The sequence below is a fragment of the Bradyrhizobium sp. USDA 4502 genome (assembly GCF_054063355.1).
Map to the genome: position 1 here is coordinate 2,082,379 of NZ_JBSSGF010000001.1, position 22,830 is coordinate 2,105,208.

22 protein-coding genes and 2 pseudogenes are annotated in these 22,830 nt (G+C 61.0%); 7 read left to right on the forward strand and 17 right to left on the reverse strand.

Annotated elements, in window-relative coordinates:
- Positions 1–68 precede the first annotated feature (68 nt).
- Positions 69–578 carry a ParB N-terminal domain-containing protein gene (locus tag ACVW1B_RS09210; RefSeq protein ID WP_253609220.1) on the reverse strand — a complete coding sequence of 170 codons (510 nt, stop codon included), beginning with the start codon at positions 576–578 and terminating at the stop codon, positions 69–71.
- Between the two features lie 188 nt (positions 579–766).
- Here ACVW1B_RS09210 and ACVW1B_RS09215 point away from each other — a divergent pair, with 188 nt between their 5' ends.
- Positions 767–1,492, forward strand: coding sequence for an enoyl-CoA hydratase/isomerase family protein (locus ACVW1B_RS09215; RefSeq protein ID WP_456821556.1), 726 nt, complete (start codon positions 767–769; stop codon positions 1,490–1,492).
- A gap of 277 nt (positions 1,493–1,769) precedes the next feature.
- Here ACVW1B_RS09215 and ACVW1B_RS09220 read toward each other — a convergent pair whose 3' ends face one another.
- From ACVW1B_RS09220 to ACVW1B_RS09270, 11 genes are all read right to left on the reverse strand, one after another.
- A complete protein-coding gene (locus ACVW1B_RS09220; RefSeq protein ID WP_057017218.1) occupies positions 1,770–2,189 on the reverse strand; it encodes a DUF2000 domain-containing protein in 420 nt (139 codons plus the stop codon).
- An 84-nt stretch (positions 2,190–2,273) separates the two neighbouring features.
- Positions 2,274–3,092, reverse strand: a complete 819-nt coding sequence (locus tag ACVW1B_RS09225; RefSeq protein ID WP_225648249.1) for an SDR family oxidoreductase — start codon at positions 3,090–3,092, stop codon at positions 2,274–2,276.
- A gap of 4 nt (positions 3,093–3,096) precedes the next feature.
- Positions 3,097–3,960 carry an enoyl-CoA hydratase/isomerase family protein gene (locus ACVW1B_RS09230; protein ID WP_253609219.1) on the reverse strand — a complete coding sequence of 288 codons (864 nt, stop codon included), beginning with the start codon at positions 3,958–3,960 and terminating at the stop codon, positions 3,097–3,099.
- 40 nt (positions 3,961–4,000) lie between these two features.
- On the reverse strand, positions 4,001–5,227 hold the full coding sequence (locus ACVW1B_RS09235; protein WP_456821557.1) for an ABC transporter substrate-binding protein: 1,227 nt from the start codon (positions 5,225–5,227) through the stop codon (positions 4,001–4,003).
- Positions 5,228–5,295: 68 nt separating this feature from the next.
- Positions 5,296–6,048 carry an enoyl-CoA hydratase/isomerase family protein gene (locus ACVW1B_RS09240; RefSeq protein ID WP_253609217.1) on the reverse strand — a complete coding sequence of 251 codons (753 nt, stop codon included), beginning with the start codon at positions 6,046–6,048 and terminating at the stop codon, positions 5,296–5,298.
- Positions 6,049–6,093: 45 nt separating this feature from the next.
- Positions 6,094–8,094: an acetyl/propionyl/methylcrotonyl-CoA carboxylase subunit alpha gene (locus ACVW1B_RS09245; RefSeq protein WP_456821558.1), complete on the reverse strand. Its 2,001-nt coding sequence runs from the start codon at positions 8,092–8,094 to the stop codon at positions 6,094–6,096.
- A 16-nt stretch (positions 8,095–8,110) separates the two neighbouring features.
- Positions 8,111–9,718, reverse strand: coding sequence for a carboxyl transferase domain-containing protein (locus ACVW1B_RS09250; RefSeq protein WP_253609215.1), 1,608 nt, complete (start codon positions 9,716–9,718; stop codon positions 8,111–8,113).
- 167 nt (positions 9,719–9,885) lie between these two features.
- Positions 9,886–10,302, reverse strand: a complete 417-nt coding sequence (locus ACVW1B_RS09255; protein ID WP_253609214.1) for a Zn-ribbon domain-containing OB-fold protein — start codon at positions 10,300–10,302, stop codon at positions 9,886–9,888.
- Positions 10,302–11,483, reverse strand: coding sequence for a thiolase C-terminal domain-containing protein (locus ACVW1B_RS09260; RefSeq protein WP_253609213.1), 1,182 nt, complete (start codon positions 11,481–11,483; stop codon positions 10,302–10,304). Before ACVW1B_RS09260 ends, ACVW1B_RS09255 begins: the two co-directional genes overlap by 1 nt.
- Positions 11,480–12,040, reverse strand: coding sequence for a class I adenylate-forming enzyme family protein (locus ACVW1B_RS09265; protein WP_456821559.1), 561 nt, complete (start codon positions 12,038–12,040; stop codon positions 11,480–11,482). The genes ACVW1B_RS09260 and ACVW1B_RS09265 overlap by 4 nt, the downstream gene beginning before the upstream one ends.
- A gap of 14 nt (positions 12,041–12,054) precedes the next feature.
- Positions 12,055–13,023 (reverse strand): class I adenylate-forming enzyme family protein, encoded by a 969-nt coding sequence (locus ACVW1B_RS09270; protein WP_456821560.1) that lies wholly within the window; start codon positions 13,021–13,023, stop codon positions 12,055–12,057.
- 132 nt (positions 13,024–13,155) lie between these two features.
- Between ACVW1B_RS09270 and ACVW1B_RS09275 the strand changes: the two genes are divergently transcribed.
- On the forward strand, positions 13,156–13,965 hold the full coding sequence (locus ACVW1B_RS09275) for an enoyl-CoA hydratase/isomerase family protein (RefSeq protein WP_057017228.1): 810 nt from the start codon (positions 13,156–13,158) through the stop codon (positions 13,963–13,965).
- 102 nt (positions 13,966–14,067) lie between these two features.
- On the opposite strand, the gene ACVW1B_RS09280 is transcribed toward ACVW1B_RS09275, so the two are convergent.
- On the reverse strand, positions 14,068–16,014 hold the full coding sequence (locus ACVW1B_RS09280; RefSeq protein ID WP_456780891.1) for an AMP-binding protein: 1,947 nt from the start codon (positions 16,012–16,014) through the stop codon (positions 14,068–14,070).
- Between the two features lie 69 nt (positions 16,015–16,083).
- On the opposite strand from ACVW1B_RS09280, the gene ACVW1B_RS09285 reads away from it, so the two are divergent.
- Positions 16,084–16,896, forward strand: a complete 813-nt coding sequence (locus ACVW1B_RS09285) for an enoyl-CoA hydratase/isomerase family protein (RefSeq protein ID WP_253609210.1) — start codon at positions 16,084–16,086, stop codon at positions 16,894–16,896.
- Positions 16,897–16,903: 7 nt separating this feature from the next.
- On the opposite strand, the gene ACVW1B_RS09290 is transcribed toward ACVW1B_RS09285, so the two are convergent.
- A complete protein-coding gene (locus ACVW1B_RS09290; protein ID WP_253636042.1) occupies positions 16,904–17,668 on the reverse strand; it encodes a TetR/AcrR family transcriptional regulator in 765 nt (254 codons plus the stop codon).
- 1,328 nt (positions 17,669–18,996) lie between these two features.
- Positions 18,997–19,206 carry a hypothetical protein gene (locus ACVW1B_RS09295; RefSeq protein WP_253609208.1) on the reverse strand — a complete coding sequence of 70 codons (210 nt, stop codon included), beginning with the start codon at positions 19,204–19,206 and terminating at the stop codon, positions 18,997–18,999.
- Between the two features lie 760 nt (positions 19,207–19,966).
- Between ACVW1B_RS09295 and ACVW1B_RS09300 the strand changes: the two genes are divergently transcribed.
- Both ACVW1B_RS09300 and ACVW1B_RS09305 read left to right on the forward strand, forming a co-directional pair.
- Complete coding sequence (locus ACVW1B_RS09300; protein ID WP_253609207.1) at positions 19,967–20,473, forward strand: hypothetical protein; 507 nt, start codon at positions 19,967–19,969, stop codon at positions 20,471–20,473.
- Between the two features lie 181 nt (positions 20,474–20,654).
- Positions 20,655–20,870, forward strand: coding sequence for a hypothetical protein (locus tag ACVW1B_RS09305; RefSeq protein WP_253609206.1), 216 nt, complete (start codon positions 20,655–20,657; stop codon positions 20,868–20,870).
- Between the two features lie 52 nt (positions 20,871–20,922).
- Here the strand turns inward: ACVW1B_RS09305 and ACVW1B_RS09310 are convergent, their stop codons facing one another.
- A complete protein-coding gene (locus ACVW1B_RS09310) occupies positions 20,923–21,246 on the reverse strand; it encodes a hypothetical protein (RefSeq protein WP_456781986.1) in 324 nt (107 codons plus the stop codon).
- Positions 21,247–21,293: 47 nt separating this feature from the next.
- Positions 21,294–21,815: pseudogene (locus tag ACVW1B_RS09315) on the reverse strand (3'-5' exonuclease); the annotation flags it as partial.
- A 222-nt stretch (positions 21,816–22,037) separates the two neighbouring features.
- On the opposite strand from ACVW1B_RS09315, the pseudogene ACVW1B_RS09320 reads away from it, so the two are divergent.
- Both ACVW1B_RS09320 and ACVW1B_RS09325 read left to right on the forward strand, forming a co-directional pair.
- A pseudogene (locus ACVW1B_RS09320) lies at positions 22,038–22,475 on the forward strand (TrbI/VirB10 family protein); the annotation flags it as partial.
- A gap of 3 nt (positions 22,476–22,478) precedes the next feature.
- Positions 22,479–22,694: a DUF2274 domain-containing protein gene (locus ACVW1B_RS09325; protein WP_212022616.1), complete on the forward strand. Its 216-nt coding sequence runs from the start codon at positions 22,479–22,481 to the stop codon at positions 22,692–22,694.
- The last annotated feature ends 136 nt before the right edge of the window (positions 22,695–22,830 follow it).

Consider the following 22,830-nt stretch of genomic DNA (forward strand, 5'->3'; position numbering starts at 1 on the left):
GCAGCGAGAGATCAAGAAAAATCCATCGCCAGCTAGATGACGTTGGATGCAGGACCGAAGGCGGGCAATCAATAACGGCCACCGTCGCGCTTCTGCTGGGCGATCCAATCCGACAACGTCTTTTTCGGCGTCGGCGCTGAGGTCCGGCTTGGCGATGTTCTCGGGTTCTCGCCCGCGCCCCTTGCCGAGCGGGCTCGCTGCTTATCCGTCCGGTTCAAGGCAGCACTCGAACTTTCTGCAGCTTCCTTCTCAAGACGCAGCTTTTTCAATCGCGCCATCTTGTCGCGTTCCGCATCTGCTTCGGGTCCCTCGGACAAGAGCGTCCTTTGCTGAGCATCCTCCGCCGAGACCACGATGCCCACAACCGTCGTCTCTCCAAGCGCCTTGCAAGCTTCGAGCCGCTGTAGTCCCTCGACCAGAACGAAGCGGTCTTCGTCGGGCCTGACGAGAATGGGGGTTTGTTGTCCGATTTCCAGAATGCTTCCAGCGATCTCCTCGACGACTTGAGGCTTGATTGCCTTCCTTCTTTTCACGGGAACGTAGATCTTCTCGATTGGGAAGCTTTCCGGCTTGGGCATAACGTCTACTCCGCTGTACAGGCCCGTCCGAAACGTATGCCGGGGAGGCAGATTTTAAGAATGAACCGCGCGGCTGCAATGGCAATCTTAGCGCGCCGAGGCTTGATCGGTGCGGGAGCCGGGCGCATTCTGAGCGGTGCAGCGCCAACGCGTGATTGTCCGGCGAGCGGTTGCAGTGAGAGTAGGCTATGCGCCTTGTTTCCATCCAGGATCACGACGCGATCCGTGTCATCACCTATGCTAACGCCCCATTCGGCACCATGACGGCCGTCGGGGCGGCTGAGATGTTCGATGCGGTAGCCGCTGCAGGGATGGCCCTATCGGTCCGGGTCATTGTCATTACAGGGGGCCTACCTGGCATCTTCATCCGTCACTACGACGTTGCGGAACTCTCCGAGGCCGCTGATGCGATTGAGCGCGGAGCGTCTCGCGCCCCGTCGTCGCCTGGTCCTCGGCCACCTGGTTTCCACGCGCTGACGGATGCGATTGCAGCCGTCGACAAGCCGGTCATTGCGGCAATCAATGGCCTGTGCATGGGAGGTGGCTTCGAGCTTTCGCTGGCATGCGACCTGCGCATCGCCGGGAGCAGTGTTACGGCGATCGGGCTTCCGGAAACGCGCATCGGCATCTTTCCGGGTGGTGGCGGTACACAGCGTTTGCCCAGGATCGTTGGAGAGGCCAGGGCGCTCGAGATGATCCTTCGTGGCCTGACAGTGACGGGACAGCGCGCGCACGAAATCGGAATTGTGCATGAGGTCGTCGCCGATCCGCTCGCGCGTTCCCTTGAGATCGGCGCTGAGCTATCGGGCCGAAGTGCCGAAGGCCTGGCCTTTGCCAAGCGCCTTACCGGTCAGCTCTCGACCGTCCGTTGGCCGAAGGCCTGGCTGACGAGCGCAAAAGCTTTTCCACCGTGATGAGGACAGCTTCGGCTCGGGAAGGCCTGCGGGCCGGCCGACCACCAGCCGAAATCCAGAAGCTCTAATGTCACACGGCTCCTCTTGAGGTAGCCGGACGCTCGCACTCGAGGGCTTCCCGGTGAGCTTGAAACGTGGCTCACGAGGGCTGAAAGTCTTAATCTCCCAACGAGAGCACCTCGCAGCTATGCTTGAGCGGGGATGGCGCCATGGCGTAAGGGTACACGACCATGCTCATGATGAGGTCAGTCCTCAGGTTCACGACGGGGCGTTATCTTCAGCGCAAGAGCTTCAAATTGCCGGTCAGCGACCGAACCCATTTCTCGGGCCCGTAGAAGCCCAAGCCGTCAATCGTCTCGTTCGAGAGCGCGCGCAGCGGAAATTCGGCGAGATAGTCCTCAAAGCGGTGGAGTCCCCTGGCGAATTGAGGAAAGGGGACCAAAACGGCGCCGCTCGCCAATGGCTGCGCGCGCGTCAGCAGTACGGACAGCGCTTCGGGCGTGGCTTGCAGAATTGGTACCGGACGGTTTGCACTGGTCCAGACGGTGAGCCCGTTACCGTCGGTCAAGAGGTTTCCTCCGAGGTCCGGCTCTGCGGCGCCGATACCGATGCTCAAGGCCGCAACTGTGTTCGCAATCAACCCAAGCGGCAAGGCTGGATTCACAACAATGGCGATGCGCGCGCTGGCGGTATTCATTCGGAAACCATTCCTGCAGCCGGGTAAGTCCCAGTACACCTCGATGCTTCCCTGCCGAGAAGCTTTCCCTGATCGTTGCTGCAGTCATTCGATCAAGATGTCTGGCGCTAGCTGGCTGGCAGGATCTATTGCATAGACCGACAGGTCGTCGACACCCCGCGCACGCAAAACCTCCTCGTCGATCAAGGTCTTGCCCGAAAATGCGCGACTGTCTTGCGTAACGATAAAGTGTGCCGCATCGGCCATGATTGAAGGCGAGCGGCTGCGGCGATAATCCGACTGGTAGTGCACACGCACGGCGTCGGTCGCAATCATGGTCTTTGGCCAAAGAGCATTAGCGGCAATTCCAAACGATCGAAATTCCTCGGCCAGCGCCAGAGTGTACATCGTCATGCTGTACTTCGAGGTGGCGTACGCCGGATACTTGCCGAGCCAGATTGCCGACTTCGGCAGTGGCGGTGACAAGGTGAGAACGTGGGGATTTGACGACCGCTTCAGGTGCGGTACAGCATGATAGGCACAGATGTAGGTCGCCCTGCCGTTCACGGCACTCAGCAAATCGAACTTTTTGGCCGGAGTATCGAGCAGGCCGGTCGGACTGATGGCGCTGGCATTGTTCACGAGGATGTCCAACCCGCCGAATTCCTGAACCGTCCTTTCGATGGCGTTTGCGAGCGCATCGGCGTCGCGTACATCGACACGGAGGGGAAGGGCGGCGGTACCGAGCTTACGAATGTCCTCGGCCACTGTATGGATAGTTCCGGGAAGAGTTGGATGGGGCTCGCTCGATTTGGCCGCGAGCGCAACTCGCGCTCCTTCCGATGCGAATTTGAGCGCAATCTCCCGGCCTATGCCGCGGCTCGCGCCTGTAATGAAAACGACCTTACCGTCCAGGGATCCCATTTTCTCACTCTCCTGCGAATATCGGCGGCCGCCTATCGTTGAACGCCTTCATGCCCTCGCGAAAGTCCGCCGAGGAGGCGCAGTCGACGAATGAAGCTAGCTCGGCCGACAGTTGTTCGTCGAACGTTGCGGTATCGGCGCTCCAGACCAGGGCTTTCACCGCACGGCTTGCGGCGGGCGAGTTATCGGCTAGCGCCCGCGCCATTCGGGTCAGCTCGGCCTCGAGCTCCTGCTCTGCACATACTCTCGTGATCAATCCGCGCGACAGTGCCTCGCTTGCGCTTATGCGGTCAGAGAGGAGCATCAACTCCAGCGCTCGCCTTGGCCCCGCGAGGCGCGTCAGCGAGTGACTCATGCCGCCATCGGCGGGAACGCCCAGCCGCCGGTAGGCCACTGAAAAATGCGCCGTGTCGGCGGCTAGAACGAAATCACAGGCCAACGCCAGGGACATTGCTCCGCCGGCGCAAGCCCCGTGCACCGCGGCGATAGCCGGCTTTCCTGAGCGTCTCAGTGAAACGAGTGCGTCGTGGAAAGCAGTGATGATGTCCATTGCAAGCCGCGGGAAGGTGGCGCCGGCAGCGGAGAAAGCTCGTAGGTCTCCGCCGACCGAGAAATTTGCTCCGCGGCCTCGGATGACGACAACCTTGACGCTGGCGTCACCTTCGAGGTCGAAGGCAGCTGCCCTGAGCGCAGTCGCCAGCCCGAGCTCGACCCCATTGCCTCGCTCCGGCCGGTTCAGCCAAATCGTCCCGATCCTGTCGGCAACGACGAGTTCGATTGGAGATGGTGCTGTGGTCACGAACTGATCGTCCTTCTGATGTTCGGCAATGATTTGCCTTACTTGTTTCCCAAAATCCCGCCCGGCCAAGCAGTGGCCTTCGCTCGCTCTTTGCGCCGATCAGGTCGTTTCACTTCTTGAGAAGCGCGCACTTCGATTCGCTGACAGGCCGATAGGCGTCTTCACCTCGGATTGTCTTGACGATCTCGAGATAGTCCCACGGCTCCTTGGAATCTGATGGCTTCTTTACGCGCGCCAGGTACATGTCACGGATCACCCGCCCGTCCTCGCGCAGCCTGGCGCCATGTACGAATGTGTCCTCGACCGGAAGTTCGCGCATCTTGGCCATGACCGCGGCGGGATCATCTGTTCCGGCGGCCTTGATCGCCTTGAGATAGTGCAGCACGGAGCCGTAGACGCCGGTGTGAATCATGGTCGGCATGACGTTGGTCCGGGCGAAGAACCTCTTTGACCAGGCGCGGGTCTTGTCATCCATGTTCCAGTAGGAGGCCGTCGTCATGTAAGTGCCTTGTGCGGCCTGCAGGCCGACAGCGTGCACGTCGGTATCGAACATCAGCAGGCCAACAAGCTTCTGGCCGGCCTGAACCAGGCCGAATTCACCGGATTGCTTGATGGCGTTGTCGGTGTCCTGGCCAGCATTGGCAAAGGCCACAACATCCGCCTTGGAGTTTTGCGCCTGCAGTACAAATGACGAGAAGTCGGCGGTGTTGGTCGGATGCCGCACGTTGCCGAGGACCTTGCCGTCCAGCTCCTTGATGAAGCGCGTCGCGTCTTTCTCAAGTTGCTGGCCGAACGCGTAGTCGGCGGTGACAAAAAACCAGGACTTGCCACCCTCCTTGATGACAGCCGACGCCGTCACTTTGGACAGCGCGTAGGTATCGTAAGAAAAATGGACGGTGTTCGGGCTGCACAGCTCGTCGGTCAGGGAGCTCGCGCCCGGGCCGGAGAGCAGCGCAATCTTGTTGCGCTCCCGCACCATATTGTGAACGGCTATCGCAATTCCCGAGTTCGGAATGTCGGCGACTGCGTCGACCTTGCCGTTGTCGAACCAGTCGCGAACGATCTGCAGGCCCACGTCGGTCTTCATCTGGTGGTCGGCGCTCACGATTTCGATCGGCTTTCCGAGTACCGTCGGGCCGAACTCCTCAACGGCCATTTTTGCCGCCTCGACCGAGCCGGGACCGCTGTTGTCGCGTCCCCAGCTTGAAAGGTCCGTCAGCACGCCAATCCGGACCACGTCATTCGAGATTTGGGCCGACGCGGTCGACGCTGTCGCAACGATGATGGCCAAGGCCAAGATATTCCTCTTCACGTGTGCTCCCTCATTTTCTTTCATTGGACAGTGGAGTGTTGGTCACGCGGGCAGGATGTCTGCGCGACGAAGCCAAAACACAGATGTTGCAGCTACCCGTTTTCGAAACGTGGCGCGCGTTTCTCCAGAAATGCGTTGATACCTTCGCGTGCATCGGCGTGCGTCAGCAGGAACGGAAACCCATCGATTGCGTGGCGCATCTCGTCGCCGCCGAGACCGCGATTGTAGAAGGACTTGGCCATCTGCACAGCAAGGCGGGGCTGTGAGGCGATGCGCTCCGCGAACGCGATTGCGTCGGAGAGAAGGCGTTCGTCGGGAACGACGCGGGATACGAGTCCAAGGCGGCTCGCTTCCGCGGCGTTGACGGGGTCGCCGAGCATGCTCATTTCCTTGGCTTTCGCGCGCCCAACAATGTCCTGGAGGCGCACGATAGCGAAGCCAGGCAATAGGCCTAGCTTGATCTCGGGTACGGCGAAGCGGGCACTCTCGGCCGCCAGGATGAAGTCGGATGCGATGGCAAGCTCGAATCCACCGCCATAGGCGATCCCGTTCACGGCAGCGATCACCGGCTTGAGTGCGCGTTCCGGAGCGCTCAGGACCTCCATGGCGTCGATGAAGAAGGCGCGCGCTTTCTCCGGATCGAAATCGAAGGTACCGATATCGGCGCCGGCGCAGAATGCTTTGCCGCCGGCACCGGTGATGATGCTGACACGTACCCCATCGTCCTTGTCGGCCCGTTGCAGGCCCTCACGTATGCCTGCGCGAATGCCGGCGGTCAGTGCGTTCAGCTTTTCCGGTTCGTCGAGCGTCAAGATCGCGATCTTGCCGCGGACGACGTAATTCACGCTTCCTAATCGCAACATATGCTGTCCTGATCGTTCATAAGGCGGCTACTGCGGGATGAGTTCGGGCTCGACGATGGCGACGACGGCGTTTCGCTCGACGGTATCGCCGGGTTTGAAGTGGACGGCGGTCACCACACCGTCCACCTCGCTGGCGATGCGCAATTCCATCTTCATGGATTCCATGACGACGATCGGATCGCCTGCCTTCACGCGGCTGCCGACCTTGACGTTGATCTTCAACACGACGCCGGTCATCGGCGCGCGCAGTTCGCCGCTGATCTCGGCGCTGGCGCTGATGTATCTGAGGTAGGGGATCGCGGTCATGGTATGGGCGCGACGCGGATCGTGCACGAAGATCGCATGGTCTTTCTGGGTGATCCGCACCGTCTCGCAGCGCGCGTTGACTGCGGCAGCGAACATGTCATCGGCAAGCGGCGAAAGCTGCACCCGAATCCTGGCATCGTCCACGCCGATCAGCATCGAGCCGTCTGGCTGCAAGGGTGCAAAGCGGATCTCCGCGCTGTCGCCTGCGGTCTCGAGGTGGAGAATGGGGATCGGTGACAAGCCGTCATCGGCGGCCGCCATCTGCCAGCCGGTCAGGCTGCTGGACTGCCAGAGATTGCCGGAAGCGGCAGCGCGCTGCCGCTTCATCCAGAAATACGCACCAACCGCCAGCGCCTCCGGGTCAACGTCGCCAGCGGTGGCCGCAAGCGCATCGATCCGTTCGTCGATCAGACGGGTATGAAAAGTCGCGGCGCGGGTCGCGGGCAAGGCGATCAATCGACGGAGAAAATCCCGGTTGGTGACAACACCGAAGATCGAGGTTTCGCCGAGCGCGCGATCAAGTTGGTCGAGCGCCTGATCGCGGGAGGCGGCATGAGCAATCAGCTTGGCGAGCATCGAATCGTAATAGGGCGTAACGATCGACCCGCTTTCGACGCCAGTCTCGACCCGAATGCCGCTGGACGGGAACCTGACATGGGCGAGCTCTCCAGTGGATGGCATGAAGCTGTCATTCGGATCTTCGGCGCAGATGCGCGCCTCGATCGCGTGACCCTGGCACAACACTTCGCCCTGCTTCATAGGCAGGCCTTCGCCAGCGGCGATGCGGAGCATAGCCTCGACGATGTCGATGCCGGTAACCATTTCGGTTACGGGATGCTCGACCTGGAGCCGGGGATTGACCTCCAGGAAATAGTAGTCGGTGCCGGTGACGATGAATTCGACCGTGCCGACGCCACGATATCTGAGCCTGCGTCCGAGCCGGACGGCGTCGTCGAGGATACGCTGGCGTAAGGCGGAAGCCAGGTTGGCGGCTGGCGCTTCCTCGATCAGCTTCTGGTGGCGACGCTGCAGCGTGCATTCACGTTCGAACAGGTGGATCACGTTGCCGTCGCCGTCACCTGCGATTTGCACCTCGATGTGCCTGCCTTGCAGGATCAGTTTTTCGACGATCAGCCCTGCGTCGCCGAAAGCATTCCTTGCCTCACGCATCGCGGACTCGATTTCGTCGCCAAGCCCGTCGTAGGTCGAGATCGCCCGCATACCCTTGCCACCGCCGCCGGCCGCGGCCTTGAGCATGACCGGCAGTTCGAGCCTGCGGACGATACGTTCGACTTCGAGGCGATCCTCGCTCGGAGCGTCGCTGCCGGGTACCGTGGGGACGCCGGCGGCGACAGCCTCCCGCTTCGCCGACGCCTTGTCGCCAAGTCGCTCGATGGTTTCCGGCGTCGGTCCGATGAACACCAGACCGGCTGCTTCGACCGCGCGGGCAAAGTCGGTGTTTTCCGCCAGGAAGCCGAAGCCAGGATGGATCGCCTCCGCGCCGGTGGTTTTCGCGGCGGCGATGACGGCATCGATCCGCAGATAGCTTTCCGAGGCCGGTGCGCCGCCGATCCCGATGGATTCACCGATCGCCCTGACGTGCAACGCGTCGGCATCCGCGGTGGAGTGCACGGTGGAGACCGCAACACCGAGGCGTTGGCAGGTGCGGGCGATCCGGCAGGCGATTTCGCCTCGATTGGCGATCAGAATTTTCCTGAACATGGCGGGTCCCCTGCGATTACATCCGGAACACGCCGAAATCGGTGTGCGGACGCGGGACGCGCCCGGCGAGGTCAAGCAACAGCGCCATCACGCTGCGGGTTTCGAGCGGATCGATCACCATGTCGCACCAGGTGTTGCGGGCGAAATTGTAGGCATTGGCGAAATCCTCGAACGTTCGCCGGGTCGGCGCCATGTAGGCCTCGCGCTCAGCGTCCGTCCAACTCGTTCCCTCGCGTTTGTGGACCTCGTCGCGAACCATCGCGAGCGTGGTTGCGGCCTGGTCGGGACCCATGATGGCGGAACGGGCATTTGGCCACATCATCATGGCATTTGGCCGGAACGCCCGGCCGCACATCGCGAGGTAGCCCGCGCCGTAGGCATTACCCATGATGAGCGTGTATTTCGGGACATTGGCGCTTGCCATTGCCGTAATCATTTTTGCGCCGTTCTTGGTGATGCCGCCTTCCTCGGCTTCACGGCCAACCATGAATCCCGTGACATCCGCCATGAACAGCAGCGGGATGTCGCGCTTGCAGCACAGCTCGATAAAGTGCGTCGCTTTCAGCGCGCTTTCGGAGAACAGCACGCCGTTGTTGCAGAGAATGCCGATCTCGAAGCCCATGATTCGCGCAAAGCCAGTCACCAGCGTATCGCCATAGAGCGGCTTGAACTCATGGAATTCACTGCCGTCGACGAGACGCGCAAGGACATCGCGATTATTGGTGGGAATGCGCGGATCCGAACTGATCAGGCCGTAGATTTCGTTGGGGTCGAAGTGTGGCTCGCGCACCCGGGCGACGGTCCGGGTTTGCCGGGGAATCTCGCCGAGACTGGCGACGATCTCGCGCGTGATGGCAATTGCATGGGCGTCGTTCTCGGCGAGATGGTCAGTGACACCGCTCACTCGGCTATGCATCTCGCCGCCGCCGAGTGCCTCGATGCCGACCTCTTCGCGGGTCGCCGCATAGACCAGCTGCGGCCCGCCGAGGAACATGGCGCCCTGGTTTCTGATGATGACGGTCTCATCGCTCAACGCGGGAATGTAGGCGCCACCCGCGGTGGAGGGACCGTGCACCACCGCAATTTGCGGGATGCCTTCAGCCGACATCCTGACCTGGTTGTAGAAGATCGAGCCAAACTGGCCATCGTCAGGGAAGATATTGGGCTGGTCGGGCAGGTTGGCGCCGCCGGATTGGACCAGGGTCACGCAGGGCAGGCGGTGCTGCCAGGCGAAGCGCTGCGCACGAACATGCTTCTTGCAGGTGATACCGTAATAGGTGCCGCCCTTTACGGTGGGCTCGTTGGCGATGATCATGCAGGGACGATCGGAGATCATTCCAACGCCGGTAATGATGCTGCCGCCGGGCGGCACGCCTTCGTACAGGCCGTCGCCGGCCAACTGACAGAATTCGAGGAACGGTGATCCGGGATCGATCAGCGCCGCGATTCGCTCGCGCGGCAGCAGCTGATCGCGTTCCTTGTGAAGCTTGCGTGCCCGTTCCGGACCGCCCAGTGCTGCCGCGGTCCGGCGCCGCCTGAGATCCGCAACGCGTTCGGCGTAGGCGCTGCGGTTGCGGGCGTAGTCCTCGGTCGAGGTGACGACGTCCGATTTCATGATTGCCATTGCGGGTGGTCCTGGCGGCTGCGCGGCGAGCCCGTCGGGGACCTGCCGCTGGTGTAAATCGACCGGTGGGTCGGCGGTGCGAGCGCCACAAAATCGAGGTGCTGCAAAATTCTAACAATTGTTAGAATTGATCGCACGCGGATGCAAGCAGAACTCATGCGAATCCCTCAGGCTTTCCGGAAGCGCGGCAGAGTTATGTCGTCAGAGACCTGGTCGAATGCGAGCTCGACCTCCATGTCGAAGGTGACGTCCGCCGGATCGCTCCCCGTCAGGGTGCTGATCATGCGTGGCCCTTCGTCGAGTTCGACGAGCAACACGGCATAGGGGACATCCGCCTTGAATGCGGGGCCGGGAGCCCGGTAGACCACGCTGAAGGAGTGCACTTTGCCGCGGCCGGTCGCGGGCCTGTGCACGAGCTCATCGCCGCCGCATTCGCGACATGTGGTTTGCTGGTAGTACTGCACGTTGCGGCATCGGCGGCAGTGCTGCAACAGGAGCTTGCCTTGGCGCAAGCCACGCCAGAATGCGGTCGTATCGGCATCCGGCGCGGGCAGGGGCTTTCGAGTGGAATTTTCGGATGCCATCACAGCGTTCCCTCAGTGCCCAGAATGGTCGTGGCATTGGTGGCGAATCCCGCTCCGAGGCTGTGCACCAGCCCGAGCGCGGCGCCGTCGACCTGCCGCTCGCCGCATTGGCCGCGCAGCTGCGCGATCACCTCATGGAAGTGAAACAGGGCGCCAGGCATTCCGGAATGCGCGAATGACAGCAGGCCGCCATGGGTGTTGGAGGGTATTTGGCCGCCGTAGCTCATTTGTCCGTCGGCGACGAACGGGCCGCCTTCACCCTTCCGGCAGAAGCCGAGGTCCTCAAGCATCATCACCACGGTGCCCGTGAAGCAGTCATAGATGCCGGCGACATCCATATCGCGCGGCTGGTAGCCGGCCATTGCATAGGCTCTCCGGCTGGATTCGACAGCACCGGTCGTGGTCAGGGACGGCATCAGGAAGATGTGCTCGTGGGTGTAGCATTCGCCGCAACCGAGGACGACAATCGGCTTCTCGATTCCGAGAGCCTTCGCATGTTCGGCCGACGTGAGGACAAATGCCGCGCCGCCGTCCGAGATCAGCGAACAGTCGAGCTTGTGATAGGGCGTGGTGACCATAGGCGAATTCAGCACGTCCGCTGCGGTGATCGGCGTCGTCTGCTGCGCGCCGGGGGTCCGCGCCGCGTGACGCCTGTGCACGACGGCGACCTCCGCCAGCTGCTCGGGCGTGGTGCCGAACTCCCTCATATGTCGGTGTGCGGTCATTGCGAAGGTGTTGGCAACCGGAATGCCGAACGGCATCTCGTATTGCTGATCCCGGCTTTCTGTGAGCGAACGCAGCGCCAGATCCGGCGTCAGCCCCGTCATCAGGCTGTCGGCAGCGACCAGCAGCACCACCTTGGCGAGTCCGCCGTGAACGGCGGCCGCACCAATGCTGAACATCGTCGCCGCCGTGGCGCCGGACACCTGCAACGTGTTTGAGAAGGTCGGACGCATTCCAAAATATTCGCTGAAGGCAACGCTGAAGCGATGGAACGGGGAAGCGAAGGCATGGCTCGACAGCACGCCATCCACCTGGCTCTTGGCGAGCCCGGCGTCGGCGAGTGCGTTTGCCGCGGCCTCTGCCGCAAGCGAGAGTGGACTGCGGCCTGGTACCTTGCCGACCGCCGACAATCCGATGCCGATGACGGCAACCTTTCCTCTCAGGCTGGTGTCGCTCATGTGGAGGCTTTCAGCAGGCGCTCGAGTTCGTGGCGCTGGACCTTGCCACTTGTCGAGCGAGGGAATTCACCAAAGGCAATGAAACGGAATTCGCGCGGCCGCTTGTAGCTCGCCAGCTCGCGGCGGCACAGTTCGGTGAGCTCGGCTACCGTCATTGCGGCCCCTTCGCGGCAAGCGACAAAGGCGACGGGGGCCTCTCCCCACCTTGGGTCAGCAGCGCGGACGACTGCGACTTCCGCGATCCGATCGTCGCCTAGCAGGACGCGTTCGATTTCGGCGGGATAGATATTCTCGCCGCCCGACTTGATCAGGTATTTGGCGCGGTCGACGAAATCGAGCGATCCGTCGGTGTTGCGCCTGAACACGTCGCCCATGTGAAACCAGCCGCCGCGGAAGTCGCGCGTGTTAGTCTCGTCCGCGCGCCAATAGCCGGAGAATAGTGTCGGGCTGCGGATGGCCAACTCGCCGGGCTCGCCGAGCGCGACCTCGTTGTCGGAGGTGTCCACCAGCTTGATCTGGCAGAACGCATTTTGCCGCTTGGACAGGCTGGCCGGCACATCGCCTGGCGCAATCAGCGCGCGCGTCGCGCCGGCGGCAGGCCGGTCTCGGTCGAGCCGAAGCTGTTGAGATAGGGGGCGCCGAGCATTTCGGTGACCTCGGCAATGGCGTGCGGGGCGACCAGATCCGCCATGGCTCCGCACACCCGCACTCCCTTCACCTTGATGCGTTGCCCTTTCAGACCATCGATAAGAGCCTCTACCATGCCGGGAATGAGGACCAGCCAGCCGATGTCGTGTTGGGAAACGGCCGTCAGCAGCGGTTCAAGCTGGAAGCCGTCGATCACAACGACAATTCCGCCGCGCAGCAGGGTGGCGAGCGCATGATCGGTCGAGGCCATGTGGAACAAGGGGGCCCATGCGACGAATGTGTCGTGCGGAGCGATACCGAGTTCGGAGGAGAACACCAACGCCCGCATGACCATCGCGCGGTGCGAAATCACGGCACCTTTCGGCAGGCCGGTCGTTCCGCTGGTGTAGAGAATGACGAGCCCATCTTCCGGTTGGGCGACAGACGGGGGTGCCCGCCCGTCCGCTCGCGCGAGTTCGCTTTCGTATTGAGGTCCGATCTCCAGGACTGTATTCGCCTTGGCGGCCGGCAGAAGGCTTGCCGCGAGGTCTCCCTCGACCAGCAGCAGCTTGGGCGACACCAGTTCGATGCAATAGGAGAGCTCGCGCTCCGACAACCGCCAGTTAAGGCAAGCCGTGATGATCCCGAGATTGGCGGCCGCCAACTCGATCTCGAGATATTCGGGACGGTTGCGCGACAGCAGGCCAAGCCGGTCGCCGCGTTGCAGGCCCCGCGCGGCAAGCAGGACGGTCAACCGACGGACCCGGTCGCGCAACTCCCCATAAGTCACGTGCCGGCCGCGGTATTCGATCGCAGGCCTGTTGGCATGAAGCTCCGCGCAGGCCTCGAACAGTGCACCGACGGTTCCGATGCCGGATCCGCCGCCTGTCTGGATACTGAGCCCGGTTTCCATCAACGTTTCCTCGAGCGCTGTCTTTCGACCTTCTTGTTTCGAGCCAGTGCTTGCGCCGGCCGACTACAAATTCTAACATCTGTTAGAAATAATTGGTAGCGCTTCTTAGGCGCCAAAAGCGGGAAGATCAATATGTCCAATCGGTACGCGGCCTACACGAGGTTGAAGCTCGACTATCCGGCCGAAAGGATCCTTCGGATCACTTTCGACCGACCGGAGACCTATAACTCCGTCGACGCCGAGACCCATACACAGCTCACTCACATCTGGAGAGACATCGACAGCGATCCCGACATCAGCGCGGTGATTGTCACGGGGGCGGGCAAGGCATTCTCGGCCGGCGGCGATTTCGAGTTGATCAAGTCACTGCTCGACAATCCGGCCGCGCGGATGGCGACCTGGAAAGAGGCCAAGGATCTCGTCTACAACGTCATCAACTGCAACAAGCCAATCATCTCGGCGATCAACGGCGTCGCCGTGGGCGCCGGCCTCGTCGTCGGGATCCTTGCCGACGTGTCGATCTGTGGCAAATCGGCGCGGATCGTGGACGGCCACACCCGGCTCGGTGTCGCCGCTGGCGACGTCGCCTGTATCATCTGGCCGCTGCTCTGCGGACTGGCGAAGGCAAAGTACTATCTGCTCACGTGCAAGCCGCTGTCGGGTGAGGAAGCCGAGCGGATCGGCCTGGTTTCGCTGTGCGTCGAAGATGCGGAGCTGCAAGGCATCGCATTGGAAACGGCGCAGGATCTCGCCACCGGTGCACAGAGTGCGATCCGCTGGACCAAATATGCGTTGAACAACTGGCTTCGCGTCAACGGACCGCTGTTCGACACGTCAACCGCCCTCGAAATCCTCGGCTTTGCCGGCAATGAAGCCCGCGAAGGCCTGGCCTCGCACCTTGAGAAGCGCAAGCCAGCTTTCCCCAAGGACTGCCCGATCTAGGATCGTCTGATCCCCGTCAAGGCAACCGACCTGAGTGGTTGCCTTGATGTCTGGCTTCACGCCATGCGACGTCGCCTGGACCGGGCCAATCCGGGCCGACAGCTATCCCTTGAGCTTCTGACGGATATGGTCGATCGCCTCGGGGTTGGCGAGCGCCGACAGATCGCCGGGGTCCTTGTCTTCGAAGACTGCGCGAAGCACGCGGCGCATGATCTTCATGTTGCGCGTCTTCGGCAGGTCATCGACCAACAATACCCTTTCCGGGCGGTACGAGGTGCCCATTCCGTGCACCAGGGCCTGGGCAAGCTCTTCCGACAGCGCGCGGAGGTCTTTCGCACCAGGGCTCGGCACGCAAGCACAAACGATAGCGGAACCTTTGACTGGATGCGGGACGCTGAAGACGGCAGCTTCCGCGACCTTGCCGGTTGCGGTCAGCACGCCCTCGAGCTCTGCCGGACCGACGCGCTTGCCCGAAATCTTGAGGGTGTCGTCCGAGCGGCCAAGAATGTAGTAGAGACCGTCCTTGCCGCGCATGGCAAAGTCGCCATGCACCCAGATTCCCGGAATCGTATTCCAGTAGCTCTCGAGATAGCGCTGGTCGCCCTTCCAAAGGCTCTTGGTGAGCCCGATCGATGCATGACGCAGCACCAATTCGCCGACCTCGCCGTCGGGGACAGGGTTACCCGCCATGTCGACGATATCCGCGCCGACTCCGAGGGCCGGCCGGGAGAACGAACATGGGTTCATTGGATGGTTCGGGGTGCCGGTAAAGATGCAGCCGCCGACTTCCGTTCCGCCGGAGATATTGATGATTGGGATCTTTGACTTGCAGACGTGTTCGAAGAACCATCGCCACGGTGTCTCCGTCCAGGCCTCGCCGCCTGAAGCAGTCATTCGCAGACTCGAGAGATCGTACCGTTCGACCTCCTCGCCATGGCGCATCATGCCGCGCACGATGGTCGGTGAAACACCGAGATAGGTGACCTTGTGATCGGCGATCAGGCGCCAGAAGCGTCCCGTATCGGGATAATCGGGCGTCCCCTCGGCCACGAGGAGTCTGCCGCCAGCGAAGCTTGGAATGCAGGCGCACATCGCGCCTACCATCCATCCCATGTCGCTGAAGAAGAAAAACAGGTCCGTTGGCTTGAAGTCGCCGCAGATGATCATATCCCGCGTCACCATTGAGCCAATGAAGCTGATATGCGTCCACACGCAGCCCTTTGGTTCGCCGGTCGTACCCGACGTGTAAAGAAGGATGGCGGGATCTTCCGCGTCCATCTCGACGGTCGGAAGATTTGCTTCCTCCTTGGCGATCTCATCCCACCAGTGGTCGCGTCCCACCTGGATGGGGGTGTCGACGCCGAGCCCGCCGCGGTTTGCCACGATCACGTGCTGGACGGTTGGTGCGGTCTCCAGTGCCTCGTCGAGAACCGATTTCAGCGGAGCCGGCGCGCCTCGACGCCAGGTACCGTTCGCGGTGATGACGGCCTTCGCCTCACCATGGTTGAGCCGCGCCCTGATCGGGTCGGGACCGAAGCCGGAGAACAGGGGCATCACGATCGCCCCGATCTTCAGGATTGCAAAGAAAGCCATGAAGGTTTCGGGCAGGTTGGGCATGTAAATCGCGACGACGTCGCCCTTGCCGATTCCGAGCTTGCGCAGGCCCGATGCTAGCCGTTCGACAGCGGATGCGAACTCGGCGTAGCTCAGTCGCCGCTGCTCGCGTCTGTCTTCGCCTTCCCAGACCAGGAATGTCTTGTCCCAGACTTCAGTTCCGCGGTGCTTGTCGATGCAATTGAGGACGATGTTCGTGGTCCCGCCAACGCACCAGCGCGCCCACGGTTCGCCCTGTGCAAGATCAAGGATCTTCTCGGGCTTGCGATAGAAGCGAACGTCACAGAACCCGAACACTTCCTGCGCGAGCCAGGCTGGATCGATGTCGGCCTTGGCCGCCAGCGTGTCATAGTTCGGCTGCCCCGTGGCGCGAAGAAACGCGCTCAGGTTGCTCTTCTCCACCAGTTCCGCGGGGGGCGTCCAGAGATACGCCATCTTGCTTCCTCCTGCCTCAAGAGCTGCGCCATGTTCTTGCATCTGGCGTGCGGCGATGTATTCTAACAAATGTTAGAATTCAAGGAAGAAGATATCGTGGTTGAAAAAGAGCAAGTCAGCTATTCGGTCGAAGAGGGCATCGCGACCGTCACCATCGACCGTCCCGAACGCAAGAACGCGCTCTCGGTCGAGGCGATGAACGGCCTGACCGACGCCTGGGACAGGGTCGAAGCCGACGCCTCCGTCCGCGCGATCATCCTCACCTCAACAGATTGCGGGGTATTCTGCGCAGGGTTGGATCTGAAGCAGGCCGCAGAAATCCGGGCGAGGGACGGGGTGGATATCCTGACGCTGATGCGGGATCCCATGCAGCACGCGATGCAGAAGGTCTCCAAGCCCATCATTGCTGCCATGACGGGATCTTTGATGGCCGGCGGGATGATGCTTGCGCTGAAGTGTGACTTGAGGATCGGGCTGCGCGGCACCCGTGCGGGAATAACCGAGGTCAAGATGGGGCGCGGGTCCCCGTGGGCGGTGCCGATGCTTTGGATGGTGCCGCAGCCGCTGCTGATGGAGATGGTTCTGACGGGCGAGACGATCGCGATCGAACGGCTCGCGGAGCAGGGGTTCCTGAACTCGCTTGAGGACACGCCAGAGGCTGTGCGCGAACGGGCGCTTGAATTGGCGCGGAAGATCGTCGAGGGCGCACCACTGTCGGTCAAGGCGGCCAAGGCAAGCGTGCTTGCCGCAATGGACCTGGGGCTTGCACAGGGCCTCGTTGAGGCGGAGCGGCTGCATAAAGAGGTCTATGCCAGTCTCGATGCGATCCAAGGGCCGAAGGCGTTCGCAGAGAAGCGAAAGCCGGTCTGGCAGGGCCGATAGATTGCGATCAGGGCTTGTTGACGCCTTCGAAGATCAGCGTCTCCGTGCGACGGGCTAGTTCGAGCACGGCATCCCTGTTTTCCAGCCTGAACCATTCGATCGTCCAGTTGAGAGCGCCAATCACGAACATGCGCAATGGTACCACCTCCATGTCGGCGCGAATCTCGCCGGCGCGCCGCGCGTCGATGAAGAGCTGGTCCCAATATTCTGCGTATGCGCGCCGCAGCGGCCGGTGCGGCTTCTTCAGTTGCTCCGGCAGTTGCCCGTAGATTCGAATGTTGGCTGAGGTGAAGTCACTCGTCTCGAGGAGCGCGACGAGATGGGCTTCGATTGCAAGACCAATCTTGCGCCGGTGCGATACCTTTCCGGCACGTTCGACCGAGTTCTTCACGGTCTCGAACACGTGGCGGAGGCCGCGGTCCAGCACTTCGTCGAGAATCTGCTCCTTGGAGTCGAAATGGTAGTAAATGCTACCGGCCTTGATCTTGGCCCTGGCTGCGATCTGGCGCAGGGTGGTGGCTGAAAATCCCTGTCGGCGAAACAGCTGGGCCGCGGAATGCAGGATGAGGTCTCGCGACCGCTCGGATTTAGGGGTTGCGATCGCAGAGGTTTTTTCAGGCTCGGCCTTGCGCCCTCGGCTGGTGGATGGGACTTTCGGCCGGCGCGCCGCCGGCCTCGGGCCAGACCGGTCACCGGAACGCAGGGTTGACCGCACCGCCTTCATGCTTACCGCAAGCTCCATCTCGAAATATTGGCCTGCCGGCTCGTGCAACCAATGATCGCTGTCGAAGCAGATTCCGCTGCGTATGGCAACATCTGACAGAAGGCGTCAGCGATTGATCATTATCCATCGTCAGCCCTTTGCTCGGGCAGTGAGCGGGCCCCAGTGCTTTGCCTATGGTGCCGCTCGCTGGCGCCGTCCTGTTGAAATTTGCTCAACTTGGTCGGCAGTGGTTAGAACGAGAACTTAGGTTTTTCAATTGGTTAGGAGGTTGCGTGCGCACCGGGAGGTCAAGAAGAATCCGACGACAGTCAACGCGACAGCGCCCGCGCGCAATTATCGCGCCAGATAATTCCAAGAGTAATCGCCGCACCGTCACTCCGGCGGCTGCCAAGCGCACTTCGCTTGCTTACCGCTTCGCTGCTCTCGCAGTGCCCTTCGGGAAGCTGCGGGAAGACAATGACTCTTTGGACCCACGACGTGTTGATTGTCGCGACGGGGAGGCTTGTTTCGAACACCTGCTTAATGCTTGGTCAATCGGCCTCGAGAGGGGGACTGCTCTAGCGTCGCCGCCGCGCGCATAATTGAGTTAGCTGCGGCATCGATCGTCGCCGCGCGAAACGGAAGAATCTCGGCCTGTCGAGATTTCCTGAACGTCAATCGAGGTTTCAGAGCCCTGCGAATCGGGAGCAAATGGAAGTCCAAAAACGAGACATTGTCGCTTCGCATGCGGGCGGCAATCCGGCACCAGCGATACAAACAGCTATCGCAATTGCAGCGAGATGATCGATCCTCATGGCGATGGTCCTTGCATCGGCCCCATCAATCAACAGTACACTTTTGGAATTGGTTCCCGAGCGCGAGCGATTTCCTACCCGCGCCGGCGGAGCCCGTCACTCTGCAAGATCAATGCTTTGCTGCGGCTCTGTGCGCCCTAGACTCCTCATTCCATTTGCGATCAAAATTGGGGAACGAGATGCCTCGCCAGGACGTTAATTGGCCAATGAGACCGCCGCTCGCTGGTGAACAAACCGGCGCATGTCGCGGATAGCCAAAGGTCTTAGTAAAGACCCGCTGTCGTGAAAGCCAGCGCTCGCGCAAGATAGCCAAAGGCGGCGGTCTCCCGTTTTATTCAAATACGCCAGCCGCCCCCGAGCAGTTGCGGGGCGCGTATTGCGGCGTGATGGTTGCGTTTGTTCATTCCGAGCAGAGGTTTGTAATCCGCAGCCGCATCGACATCTACATCGACTACTTTTACAGATCGGCGAGATGCTGTGAGCGTCGCTGAAACCAGGGACGAAACTCTCACCCGCCTCAAATGGAGATCGACCGGGTTCGCGAGTTGTAAGAGCGTCGCTCTCAATGAGCCGGGAGCCGCTTCAAGAGCGGGTCGGATTGATAGATCGCCTGTCTTGGGGATGCTTGTCGATGGTCCTCTTCGCGGCAGCAATCGCTTCCTGCGTACTCTGATAGGTCATCGTCCTGACGGTTTGACCGCCCCCGAGAGGCGTGATCTCGACCAGGAAACCGCCACCAGGCTGTTCGATGACCACTAGTCGGTGCGCCGAATATTCGAGTTCGTCTGCCACGTCCGCGGTTCCAACCCTGTTTCCAGACAAAACCGCCGCAGGGTTCTGACGTTCCAATAGAGCAGGCTCGACCCACCGTCACCGCTCTCCGATCACGGCTCCACGATTATACGGAATGCGTTCCTTTGCGCGGCCATCGCTCGGGCTCGCTCCAGCGCCGCGGGGCCATGTCGGGGCCAGGATCGCCTACCTTGCAGACGGCAACGATCCGGCTGTACTGGTCTTTGTCTTTCGGACTGCAGATCACCGGTCGCTTAACCAGGTAGAGGAGAACGTCCAACGCGGTCGCAGATTGTTGCGCATCTGAAGGCAGGATCGAGAAAAGTCGCGCCTGGAGAACGCCAATCGACAAGCAGTCGGTCAAGTACACACTGAGCGCCGTGCCTCTTGCTCCGACTTCACTGAATTGCAGCCATAGCAACGAAACACATGGACCGCTTCGTACTTGCCGACAGAGGGCAGCTCGGCCAACAACGTCATATGACGCCCGCAAGCGTCACATTTGCATGCGAGCGCTTCGATCTCTTGCCTGGACATTGTTGGCTTAGCGAACGTCCCCATGCGCTATTTGCCGAGGGAACGATCATGATCCTCAAAACACGCCCGTTGTATCCGTGCGAATACGGACACTTCGTTTTTAGCAATACGATTCGCGATCTTGATAGACCGTATGGGTCATTCACATGCTCCAAATGGGCTAAGCGTCCGGCGCAGTCGCAGTGTGTAGAATGTTGGACGTCAACATCTCATAGTGAGCGGCATGACGATCAAGACGCCTCATTTTCAGCCCGCGAAGACAAAGGACGGTCGCTGGTTTGTCGCCGTCAAGACCGGCAATGGGCCCGATTCCCACATCGGAGATTTCGATACGGAAGCCGACGCCGAGCGCTGGATCGCAACCAAAGCGAAGTATTGGCCCGGTAGAGAGAGAGCTGAAGCGCCGGGCTCCACTCTCCTCCGGCCCCAGGCGAGCGATCCTAGCTCAAATGGATCAGATGAAAGCGAATGGCCGCCTTGCAGTGCGAAACCAAGGCAGTCTCATTTACGTTCCCGACTGGTCGGCTATCGCTTCTGTTTGAGGCAGGGGCAATTGGAACTGGCCGGCAGGGGCCGTCCGCTTTCCCAAGTTACGGACGGCCCCAACTTCGGCATCACAAACCAGAACCCATCGCAGCGGCAACTACTGGACTTTGAAAAGTGGGCGATGAGCTCCCGTCTCCGCCGAGACGCGGTGTGGGGCAAAAGTAGTAGCGCGCCGCAGCACTAGAAATCCTGGTGGAGGAAATCTGAGGCGAAGCCGTAATGAGGAGAGCAGGTTGGCGGCTGGCTATTGCAGCCCCAGGACGCTTAGGAACAGTCAGCGTGCGGTGGACGTTGATGCTCAGGCAAAAAGCCTGTTGGTGCGTGGATCACGTACGAGCGTCGCGTACAGGCGCAAGGAAGCTTACATGGCTGACGAATTTTCCATGGCGCCGACCGCTACGCCAGAACAGCGAATAAATCAGGCATCAGAAGCGATCCGTCGTATGGCTGAAGACAACGTGTTCGAACCTCAACCGCAGCAGGAGCGGTGGCTGCATCATTTGAGCAAAGCGACGAAGGTGGCTCCGCTTCAATCCATTGCAGCCGCATTTCTGCTTGGGGTCGTCCTGGCTCGTCGCTAGTTGCAACATTGGTTGGGCGTAAAAAAGCGCCGCGACGGCATCCATTCGCAGGTCAGCTTCTCACTGAAAAGCGGTCGAACGCAGTCAGTATCTGGATCTGGATATCAACTTCCGCCTGATAGATCGTTTTCTGCAGGTATTCGATTTCGATATTCTGATTGCTCTCGTCGACATCGATGTACCACGACCGCGGCCGGCCGTCGGCGCCATCGCTCCAGCGATAGCCCCGCCGCTTGAGCGCGTCCTTGAGCTCGAAGGGGGACCGCTCGGCCCAGATCCTGATTGTCTTGCGGCGCGCACGCTCGAGCAGCATGGAGAGCACGGTGCGATCGAGCCGGGGCAGGTTGATCGCGAGGATCTCCAGCAGGCCAGGCAATCGTCGACCGCTCGGTGCGCCTCATGAAACAGTCCGGCCTTCATCAGGAGGTAGGACAACCGCGAACCCTCGAACCCATGGCCGCGCCATTCGACCTCGCTGACCGAGCAGGCCCAGGCCTTGAGCGCGAAGAGTGCCGCGTAGCGCTCCATGAATTTGCGGTCGAAACCCGCATTGTGGGCGATAACCACGACCGCATCGGAGGCGAATTCGTTGATGCGCGCCTCATCGAGAGCATGGCCTTCGACCATCTCGTCGGTGATGCCGGTCAGCGCCGTGATCTCCGTGGGAACGGCGATCGACGGCTGGTTGAAGCAGCTGAAAGTATCTATGACCCGTCCGATCCTCCCGTCCGGAAGATAGGTGAACTTGACCATCCCGAGCTCGATGATCTCGTCGCGGGCCGGATCGAGGCCGGTGGTCTCGACGTCGAGCAGGACCGCGGTCTTGGTCGATTGCCCGTCGCTCGGCGTAAAGTCGGAGCGAGGAACCAGCCGGCGCAGCACCCGGTAGTCGGGTGACTGTTCCAGCATACCGGCGATCTCGGCGAGGGGCGGTTGAACGGTCATGTCGTGTGGCGGACGATCATTGGGTCGAAAGTTCGCCAGTCTAGCCGATCGGACCAGTCCAGGCACCGCAGTGCCTGTGGATAGTTTTGCGGTGCGCGTAGATGGCCGCCGCTCCGCATGGACTTCTCCGTGGAACCGGCGCGTCGGTATCTCCGATCACATTATTCGGAAAAGACGAAATAGAACTGGACGGACCACCCAACTCGCTTTTCGCAGGGGACGCGGCTCGTGGGCAAGTACGATAGCGTCGTGGCGTTCGGCCAGAAGCGTGCACTGGTCGTCTGGACACGGCTGATCCTGCCGAACGGCAATTCGATCGTGATCGAGAGCCTTCCGGCGACCGACGTCGCAGGCTACGCCGGCCTTGAGGACGAGGTGGACTTCCACACCTGGCAGTTGCTCAAGGGCGTGGCCCTGGCGACTTTGATCGGGGTCGGGACCCAACTTTCGATCGGCAACGATGAGAGCGATCTTGTCAAGGCGTTGCGGGAGAGCACGCAGCAAACGACCAATCGAGCGGGACAGCGGCTGGTGGAGCGGGAGCTCGATGTGCAGCCGACAATCACGGTGCGGCCGGGTTGGCCGCTACGGGTGATTGTTTCGAAGGATCTGGTGCTGAAGCCTTATCAGGACGTTGAGACAGTTGCGAAGGGCAGGTGAGGGATGAAGCTTGCGAAATTGCCTGACCGCAGTCCCGTGAAGATCACCATTGTGTTTACTCCGGTACTTGCGCAACGGCTACGAGAGTACGCTGATTTCTATGCCGAGACTTATGGCAGTCGGGAGGAGGTTTCCGAGCTGATACCATTTATGCTTGAGGCGCTTCTCGCGAGCGATTCGGAATTCAAGAGAGGAAAGAAAAAATCAGGATCGCTATAATATGAGCAGCAGGTCTTGACGGTTGATTCTGAGAATTGGGCTCGGTACTAGCTTGGGCGAGCGCAGTCTTAACATACTCTGTCGTCAGCCAGACGGTAAGCAATCTCGAAACAAGTGCTCTGGGTAATGGCAGCAG

Coding starts and splice junctions, on each gene's coding strand:
- ACVW1B_RS09300 (WP_253609207.1), top strand. CDS start 19,967: ATGACGATCAAGACGCCTCATTTTCAGCCCGCGAAGACAAAGGACGGT.
- ACVW1B_RS09245 (WP_456821558.1), bottom strand. CDS start 8,094: ATGTTCAGGAAAATTCTGATCGCCAATCGAGGCGAAATCGCCTGCCGG.
- ACVW1B_RS09280 (WP_456780891.1), bottom strand. CDS start 16,014: ATGGCGTATCTCTGGACGCCCCCCGCGGAACTGGTGGAGAAGAGCAAC.
- ACVW1B_RS09255 (WP_253609214.1), bottom strand. CDS start 10,302: ATGGCATCCGAAAATTCCACTCGAAAGCCCCTGCCCGCGCCGGATGCC.
- ACVW1B_RS09215 (WP_456821556.1), top strand. CDS start 767: ATGCGCCTTGTTTCCATCCAGGATCACGACGCGATCCGTGTCATCACC.
- ACVW1B_RS09285 (WP_253609210.1), top strand. CDS start 16,084: ATGTTAGAATTCAAGGAAGAAGATATCGTGGTTGAAAAAGAGCAAGTC.
- ACVW1B_RS09220 (WP_057017218.1), bottom strand. CDS start 2,189: ATGAATACCGCCAGCGCGCGCATCGCCATTGTTGTGAATCCAGCCTTG.
- ACVW1B_RS09275 (WP_057017228.1), top strand. CDS start 13,156: ATGTCCAATCGGTACGCGGCCTACACGAGGTTGAAGCTCGACTATCCG.
- ACVW1B_RS09210 (WP_253609220.1), bottom strand. CDS start 578: ATGCCCAAGCCGGAAAGCTTCCCAATCGAGAAGATCTACGTTCCCGTG.
- ACVW1B_RS09260 (WP_253609213.1), bottom strand. CDS start 11,483: ATGAGCGACACCAGCCTGAGAGGAAAGGTTGCCGTCATCGGCATCGGA.
- ACVW1B_RS09250 (WP_253609215.1), bottom strand. CDS start 9,718: ATGGCAATCATGAAATCGGACGTCGTCACCTCGACCGAGGACTACGCC.
- ACVW1B_RS09305 (WP_253609206.1), top strand. CDS start 20,655: ATGGCTGACGAATTTTCCATGGCGCCGACCGCTACGCCAGAACAGCGA.
- ACVW1B_RS09225 (WP_225648249.1), bottom strand. CDS start 3,092: ATGGGATCCCTGGACGGTAAGGTCGTTTTCATTACAGGCGCGAGCCGC.
- ACVW1B_RS09325 (WP_212022616.1), top strand. CDS start 22,479: ATGAAGCTTGCGAAATTGCCTGACCGCAGTCCCGTGAAGATCACCATT.
- ACVW1B_RS09235 (WP_456821557.1), bottom strand. CDS start 5,227: ATGAAAGAAAATGAGGGAGCACACGTGAAGAGGAATATCTTGGCCTTG.
- ACVW1B_RS09270 (WP_456821560.1), bottom strand. CDS start 13,023: ATGGAAACCGGGCTCAGTATCCAGACAGGCGGCGGATCCGGCATCGGA.